Source organism: Pseudoduganella sp. RAF53_2, assembly GCF_052113985.1.
In the GTDB taxonomy this organism is placed as follows: Bacteria; Pseudomonadota; Gammaproteobacteria; order Burkholderiales; family Burkholderiaceae_D; genus Rugamonas.
The window spans coordinates 1-7,589 of the sequence record NZ_JBFRDW010000271.1; the positions used below are offsets into that span (position 1 = coordinate 1).

8 protein-coding genes are annotated in these 7,589 nt (G+C 59.9%); 3 read left to right on the forward strand and 5 right to left on the reverse strand.

What is annotated here, in order from left to right; translation table 11 throughout:
* From AB4Z11_RS16810 to rpe, 3 genes are all read right to left on the reverse strand, one after another.
* The coding region (locus tag AB4Z11_RS16810) for an anthranilate synthase component I family protein (RefSeq protein WP_442026386.1) at positions 1–1,353 on the reverse strand (1,353 nt) is incomplete at its 3' end.
* A 188-nt stretch (positions 1,354–1,541) separates the two neighbouring features.
* A complete protein-coding gene (locus tag AB4Z11_RS16815; protein ID WP_442026387.1) occupies positions 1,542–2,237 on the reverse strand; it encodes a phosphoglycolate phosphatase in 696 nt (231 codons plus the stop codon).
* A 2-nt stretch (positions 2,238–2,239) separates the two neighbouring features.
* The gene (gene rpe, locus AB4Z11_RS16820) at positions 2,240–2,908 is read right to left on the reverse strand and encodes a ribulose-phosphate 3-epimerase (protein ID WP_442026388.1); all 669 of its coding nucleotides are present in this window, start codon (positions 2,906–2,908) and stop codon (positions 2,240–2,242) included.
* Positions 2,909–3,039: 131 nt separating this feature from the next.
* Between rpe and apaG the strand changes: the two genes are divergently transcribed.
* Positions 3,040–3,414: a Co2+/Mg2+ efflux protein ApaG gene (gene apaG / locus AB4Z11_RS16825; RefSeq protein ID WP_442026389.1), complete on the forward strand. Its 375-nt coding sequence runs from the start codon at positions 3,040–3,042 to the stop codon at positions 3,412–3,414.
* Positions 3,415–3,520: 106 nt separating this feature from the next.
* On the forward strand, positions 3,521–4,756 hold the full coding sequence (gene mltA, locus AB4Z11_RS16830; RefSeq protein ID WP_442026390.1) for a murein transglycosylase A: 1,236 nt from the start codon (positions 3,521–3,523) through the stop codon (positions 4,754–4,756).
* On the opposite strand, the gene AB4Z11_RS16835 is transcribed toward mltA, so the two are convergent.
* Positions 4,753–5,190, reverse strand: a complete 438-nt coding sequence (locus tag AB4Z11_RS16835) for a universal stress protein (protein WP_442026391.1) — start codon at positions 5,188–5,190, stop codon at positions 4,753–4,755. The two genes, mltA and AB4Z11_RS16835, sit on opposite strands and share 4 nt — an antisense overlap.
* A 49-nt stretch (positions 5,191–5,239) precedes the next feature.
* Entirely contained in the window at positions 5,240–6,514 is a 1,275-nt protein-coding gene (locus AB4Z11_RS16840) for an MFS transporter (protein ID WP_442026392.1), read from the reverse strand.
* A gap of 77 nt (positions 6,515–6,591) precedes the next feature.
* On the opposite strand from AB4Z11_RS16840, the gene AB4Z11_RS16845 reads away from it, so the two are divergent.
* Positions 6,592–7,368: an enoyl-CoA hydratase gene (locus tag AB4Z11_RS16845; protein WP_442026393.1), complete on the forward strand. Its 777-nt coding sequence runs from the start codon at positions 6,592–6,594 to the stop codon at positions 7,366–7,368.
* Positions 7,369–7,589: the final 221 nt, after the last annotated feature.

Below are 7,589 nucleotides of genomic sequence, written 5' to 3' on the forward strand. Positions count from 1 at the left end.
CGATCGCCACGTCCATCTCGCCACGATCGCCACGTCCATCTCGCCACCGAAAGAGAGGTAGCCGCATGCGCCACCATAGATGCCGCGCTTGCTGATTTCCAGCTCGTCGATGATTTCCATCGCGCGTACTTTTGGCGCACCGGTCAGCGTACCAGCAGGGAAGGTGGCGCGCAGCACGTCCAGATTGGACATGTTCGGCTTCAGCTTGCCCTCCACGTTCGAGACGATGTGCTGCACATGCGAGTATTTTTCGATGACCATCTTGTCGGTCACCTTCACGCTGCCGATTTCGGAGATGCGGCCCAGGTCATTGCGCGCCAGGTCGATCAGCATCACGTGTTCAGCAATCTCTTTCGGATCGTTCAGCAGTTCTTCCGCCAGCTGTGCATCGCGCTCCGGCGTCGAACCGCGTGGGCGGGTACCGGCGATCGGGCGCAGCGTGACTTTCTTCTCGCCGTCCGCCAGCGTCTCATTGCGCACCAGGATTTCAGGTGATGCGCCAACGATCTGCATATCGCCGAAATTGTAGAAGTACATATACGGCGAAGGATTCAGCGAACGCAGCGCGCGGTACAGGCTCAGAGGTGCGTCCACATAAGGCTTGCGGATACGTTGGCCGATCTGCACCTGCATCAGGTCACCGGCCATCACGTATTCGTGGGCCTTCTCGACCGCGGCCAGGTAGTCTTCCTTCTTGAAATCGCGGACGATCTCGGTGCGCACCGAAGGCGAAGTCACCGGCGCATCGACACCGCGGCGCAGCAGGGCGCGCAGGTCTTTCAGGCGCTGGCGCGCTTTGCTGAAGGCTTCCGGCTGCGACGGATCGGCATATACGATCAGATACAGCTTGCCGGAGATATTGTCGATGACGGCCAGTTCTTCGGTCACCATCAGCTGGATATCCGGCAGACCCAGGTCATCCTTCGGCTGCGAATTGGCCAGCTTCTTTTCAATATGGCGCACGGTGTCGTAGCCGAAGTAGCCGGCCAGGCCGCCGCAGAAACGCGGCATGCCGGGACGCACGGCGACTTTGAAGCGGGCCTGGTATTGCTCGATGAATTCGAGCGGATTGCCCTCGTGCGTTTCGATCACCTGGCCATTTTTTACGATTTCGGTCAGGCTGCCCGTGGTACGCAGAAGCGTATTGGCGGGCAGACCGATAAAGGAGTAGCGGCCGAAGCGCTCGCCGCCCACGACCGACTCCAGCAGGAAGGTGTTCTTGCCGTAGTTCTGGGTCTGCGCCAGTTTCAGGTAAAGCGTGAGGGGAGTTTCGAGGTCGGCGAAAGCTTCCGCGATCAATGGAATGCGGTTGAAGCCCTCGGTGGCCAGGGATTTGAATTCGAGTTCGGTCATGTTCCTCTCCATTCCGCCAGCTTGGATGTAGTGGTGGCGGTTCGGTTGCAAAAAACCTGTCGGAGCAAATGACGAACGTGCGCCGACAGCAATCAGGACTAAGTCAGGATTGCCAGCGTCGCCACAGCCAGGCCTCAATCGAGCCCCGGTGGGTTACATTGTGTCGTTTGCGGAGAAACATTTTAGGTTCAGATAGCGCGGTTTTGYGTACTAATCAGGTCTGCTGCGTGCAGTAACGTGTCAACTATACCATCGGAATCCGTTTCGTGTATAGATACTCCGTGGTTATAACCATATGGCACCGTCAACACCGGACAGCCCGCTGCACGCGCCGCTTGCGCGTCGTTGGAGGAGTCGCCGATCGCTACGACTTGTGCCGGTTCGAAGCCAAAGTACTCGCAGGCGGCCAGCAGCGGCATGGGATGCGGCTTCTTTTTTTCGAAGGAGTCGCCGCCGTAAAGAACTTCGAAATAGCCGTCCAGTCCTTTGAGCTTCAGCAGTGGCAGCGCGAAGGCGAGCGGCTTGTTGGTGACGCAGGCCAGACGCAGTCCGTTGTTCTTCATGGCCTGCAAGCCCGCTTCCACTTCATCATAGACTTCGCTGTGCTGGCCGTTGATGGCGATGTAGTGACGCTGGTAGGACTCGAAGGCCTGCGCGAAGCGTTCTTCAACACATGTCTCGTCGAAGTCGAGTGCCAACACGCGGCGGATCAGGTTCTCGGAACCTTTTCCCACCATGAGTTCAATCTGCGCCACGGTGACCGGACTGAGTTCCAGTTCCGCGCGCATGCGGTTGATCGCAACCTCGAAATCGCCCATGGTATCGAGCATAGTGCCGTCGAGGTCAATAATGGCGGCCTTCACGCCGCGAAGGACCGCCGTCATGCTTAGCCTACTTGTGCCAGCTGGGCGCGCATTGCGTCGATCACGGCCTTGTAGTCAGGCTGGCCGAAGATCGCGGAACCGGCCACAAAGGTGTCGGCGCCGGCTTCTGCCGCAGCCTTGATGTTGTCGATCTTGATGCCGCCATCCACTTCCAGCATGATGTCGCGGCCCGATTCATCGATGCGGCGGCGTGCTTCGGCGATCTTCTTCAGTGCCTGCGGGATGAAGGACTGGCCGCCGAAACCTGGGTTCACGGACATGATCAGGATCATGTCAATCTTGTCCATCACGTGATCCAGGTAGCTCAGCGGAGTAGCCGGGTTGAACACCAGGCCGGCCTTGCAGCCGTTATCGCGGATCAGTTGCAGCGAACGGTCGATGTGATCGGAGGCTTCCGGATGGAAGGTGATGATGTTCGCGCCAGCTTTGGCGAAGTCCGGAATGATGCGGTCCACCGGCTTGACCATCAGGTGCACATCGATCGGCACTTGCACGTGCGGGCGGATGGCCTGGCACACCAGCGGGCCGATAGTCAGGTTCGGCACGTAGTGATTGTCCATCACGTCGAAGTGGATGATATCGGCGCCGGAAGCGACGACGTTGCGCACTTCTTCACCCAGGCGGGCGAAATCGGCGGACAGGATGCTGGGAGCGATGCGGAAAGTAGTCATGGTTGGGCGTGCATAAAAAAGATGCGCTATTTTACGCTGTGGTGCGTCGGTTTGCGGAGCGCTTGGACTAGAATGATCAAATCATTATGCTTACATTCAATGAATGTTTGCCGATTTACTAAGGAATACGCATGGCCCAATATGAATTCACTGTCGGGGTAAGAACCCAGTATCTGCCGGAACAATCCGACCCTGACCGCACCAACTTCGTCTTCACGTACTCCATCACGATCAAGAATACCGGCACCGTCCCGGCCCAGCTGATTTCCCGCCACTGGGTTATCACCGATGCCAACAATCATATGGAAGAGGTGAGGGGGCTTGGCGTGGTTGGCCATCAGCCGCTGCTGCAGCCCGGCGAACAGTTTGAGTACACCAGCGGCACGCAATTGCGCACGCCGCAGGGTTCAATGTACGGTGAGTATTTCTGCGTGGCCGAGGATGGCCATCAGTTTGAAGCGAAGATTCCGGAGTTCGTGCTGTCGCTGCCGCGCACTCTGCATTAATCCTTTTTCTTCTTTTTCTTCGAAGGCATCGTCCACCAGACGATGAAGACCAGCAGGAACAGCGCCACGAACGCTTCTAGCAGCAGATACACCATAATCAATCCCTATGTTAATTGCACGCCGTAGTTTAACCGTTTCGGCCGGCCCCGTCGCGGCCGCCGTTGCCGCTTTGATCCTGAGCGCCTGTACCACGCAGCCGGTCCAGCAGCAGCCCGTCCCGCAACCCGTCACACCGCAGCCGCCGGTGCAGCCTGCCCAACCGGCGGCGCCAGCGCCGGTGACCCCTCCTGCACCGCCAGCCAAAGCTTCCTTCGTTCCGGCCGCATGGAGCGACCTGCCAGGCTGGGACCGCGACGATCTGCGCGCCGCATGGCCCGCCTTCATGCAGTCCTGTTCGCGCCTTGGCGCCCAGGCTGACTGGAAGGAGCTCTGCACCATCGCGAAGAACGTGGATGCGAGCAGCGAAGACGCGATCCGCCTGTTCTTCGAATCCTTCCTGCAGCCGCAAAAAGTCGTGGCGCCGGATGGCGCGGACAGCGGCCTGATTACTGGCTACTACGAACCCCTGCTGCGCGGCTCGCGCAAAAAAGGCGGGGTCTACACGGCTCCTCTATATAAGGTGCCGGACGATCTGGTGATCGTGGATCTGGGCTCCGTCTACCCTGAGTTGCAGGGCAAGCGTGTACGCGGCAAACTGAAAGGCAAGCGCGTAACGCCGTATCCGGCGCGCGAAGAAATCGCGAAGAACGGCCTGGCCGGCAACGAGCTGCTGTGGGTGGACGATCCGGTGGAAGCCTTCTTCCTGGAAGTGCAGGGCTCCGGCCGCGTGCAACTGGGCGACAATGAAACCGTGCGCGTGGCATATGCAGACCAGAACGGCCGCGGTTACGAGTCCATTGGCAAATGGCTGGTGCAGCAGGGCGAGCTGACGCTGGAGCAGGCCACCGCGCAAGGCATCAAGACCTGGATTGCGGGCCATCCAACGCGGATGCAGGAATTGTTCAACGTGAATCCGAGCTACGTCTTCTTCAGGGAAGAAAAGCTACCGGACCCGAAACTCGGCCCGAAAGGCACGCTGAACGTTCCGCTCACGCCGCAGCGCTCCGTGGCGATTGACCGCAGCCAGATTCCTTTGGGCGTGCCGGTCTATCTGAATACCACGCAGGCCGGCAGCGACATTCCCTTCCAGCGCCTAATGATGGCGCAGGACACGGGCGGCGCCATCAAAGGGCCGATTCGCATGGATGTCTTCTTCGGCTTCGGCGCTGAAGCGGCCGACAACGCCGGCCGCATGAAACAGCGCGGCAATATCTGGGTGCTGCTGCCGAAGTTGGTACACTAGCGCAGAACCAGCACGGGCAGAGTCGTGTGGGCGAGCACCTTCTGGGTTTCGCTGCCGAGGAACAGTTTGTTCAGGCCCTTGCGCCCGTGCGATGCCATCAGAATGATGTCGCAGCCATGCTGTTCGGCGGCCTTCACGATTTCTTCGTAAGGCGTGGCGGACTGCGTCATCACCCCCTCAAATGGCACGCCGGCTGCGCGTGCCGCTGTCGCAACCCGATCCAGGCAGTTGCGCGCATATTCGTCGGCGTGACGATCAAAGATTGCCGCATCCGGCACCACGACCGCTTCGCTCATCGGCACCAGAGGGAAGGGCTGGATGACCGACACCGCGACAAGCTTCGCCCCGTTCAGCTGCGCGAAGCGCACAGCAGTTTCAGTAGCCCGTTCAGATAGTTGCGAACCATCGGTGGGCAGCAAGATGGACTTGAACATGGCAACTCCACTGGGCAGGTGAGAATAAGCCCAGTGTAGAACTGGAGCGCTAGGCAGGGCGCACGCTTCGAATCTGCCGAGTGGATATCATCGCCGCTGTCAGCAGCACACCGCCGGCGCCCATGCAGGCCAGCGCTGCGCGTGTCGAAAGATGCTCGGCCAGGTAGCCGGCACTCAGCGCGCCAATTGGCGCAATGGAGACGGTCAGGAAGCGCATCGTGGAAACCATGCGGCCCAGGTACTCGTCCGGCGTGACTCTCTGCCGCATGCCGAGGTAGGGCAGCAGGAACAGCATCACGCCGCAGTCAAAGATAAACGTGACGCAGCAGGCGGCCGCCGCGCTGCCATACGGACTTCCGAACAGCACGGGCGGCACGCAGGGCAACAGCACCAGTCCAGTGGCGGTCGTGCCCAGGCCGATCAGCATTGTCTTGCCTGGACCGAAGCGCCGGTTCAAAGGCTTGACGATCAGGGAACTCAGAAGCACGCCGCAGCCGCCCAGAATCTGCATCGCACCCAGCATGCCCGCGGACATGCCCAGTTCGCGCGTCGCATAGAGAATCTGTAGCGCCGCGTAACCATAAAAGAGCAAATGCCAGCAGCCGACGCCGGCGGCCAGTGTGCGCAATAAAGGCTGGCGCCAGATGAATAGCAAACCTTCCTGCATATCGTGAAATGGATGCTGTCCGCTCGGTACCGGCGCCGGCTCCCTGGAATCCACCTTGCGCAGCGCCAGAACGGCAGCAAATAGGCCGACTGCATCCACCAGCAGCGCAAACGGTGCGGTGAGCCATTGCACCAGCAAGCCGCCAAGGCCGGGACCAACCAGGCGGGCGATGGAATCGGTCGTCGTCAGCCGTGCCTGTGCTTCGATGATGCGTTCGCGGCCGACCAGAAAGGTGATGAAGATTTGCTCGGCGCTGCCACCGACCAGCGCGCACGCCCCCTGGACCATGGCGTTCGCATACATCCACGGCATCGACAGCCATCCCATCCACCATGCGAAAGGAATGCTGGCCAGCGACAGGCCCTGGATGGTTTTGCTGGCGATAAGAATGGGTAGTTTGCGTCGCCGGTCCAGGAATACGCCGGCGGGCAGGGCCAGTACCGCGAAGGGAATGGCCTGGCAGGCGGTGAGCAAGCCCATTTGTGCCGGCGTCGCGTGCAGCAGCATGATGGAGCAGAGTGGCATCGCCAGCGTACCGATATAAGTACCGAAGCCGGTCATGATGCTGCTTAACCAGTAGCGGCGGAATCCCGCTTGTGCCAGCAGCGTGTCGCGGGCGATTCTTTCGGCGATGGTCTGGCGCAGGGAGGTAAGCATTGGCGCAAATCATAACAGCGCCGGTCGCTGAACAGCTACAATCGGCGGATAACTTTTCACTCCTGGAGGAGCTAACAATGCAATATGAAGACCTGATCGTCGAAGTCCACGATAAAGTGGCCCTGATCCGCCTGAATCGTCCGAAAGCCCTGAACGCGCTGAACGACCGCATGATGAATGAACTGGGCGACTGCTTCGCGAGGTTCGATGCCGACCCTGCTATTCACGTGATGATCCTGACAGGCAGTGAGAAAGCCTTCGCCGCGGGCGCCGATATCGCCGCCATGGCTGACTATACCTACCAGGATACCTATCGCGACAATTACATCGGCCGTAATTGGGAGCACATTCTGAAAGTGCGCAAGCCAGTGATCGGCGCCGTGTCGGGCTTCGCGCTGGGCGGCGGCTGCGAGCTGGCSATGATGTGCGACTTCMTSRTYGCGGCSGACARCGCCARGTTCGGCCAGCCSGAAATCAAGGTTGGTGTCACGCCGGGCGCCGGCGGTACACAGCGTCTGCCGCGCGCGATCGGCAAGTCCAAAGCGATGGACCTGCTGCTGACCACCCGCATGATCGATGCTGCTGAAGCTGAGCGCACCGGGCTGGTGTCGCGCGTGGTCCCGGCCGACAAACTGATTGAAGAAGTGCTGGCTATCGCAAAGCAGATCGCCGCGATGCCGGTTTCCGTTGCCATGCAAATCAAGGATTGCGTGAACCGCGCCTTCGAATCGCCGCTGACCGAGGGCGTGTCTTATGAGCGCCGCCTGTTCCACGCAGGCTTCGGCACCCCGGCCCAACGCGAAGGCATGCACGCCTTCCTGGAAAAGCGCACGCCGAATTTCGAAGGCCTGTAAAACCCAACGGCGTAACCCTAGTGGCAGCCACATCGTGGCTGCCACTTGTTTTTTGCCTTGGGTTCTAAAAGCCCTTGCGGCGCCTTGGAAGCTTTGCTATAGTTCTGTCCCTCGCARCGCAACGCAGCAAACAGCGCGAAACGATGTGAGAAGTTTGAAGCGCAAGACGCTGAAAACGAAGGGGTTGACGAGTTGCACGCTGTACCGCATAATCTCGCTTC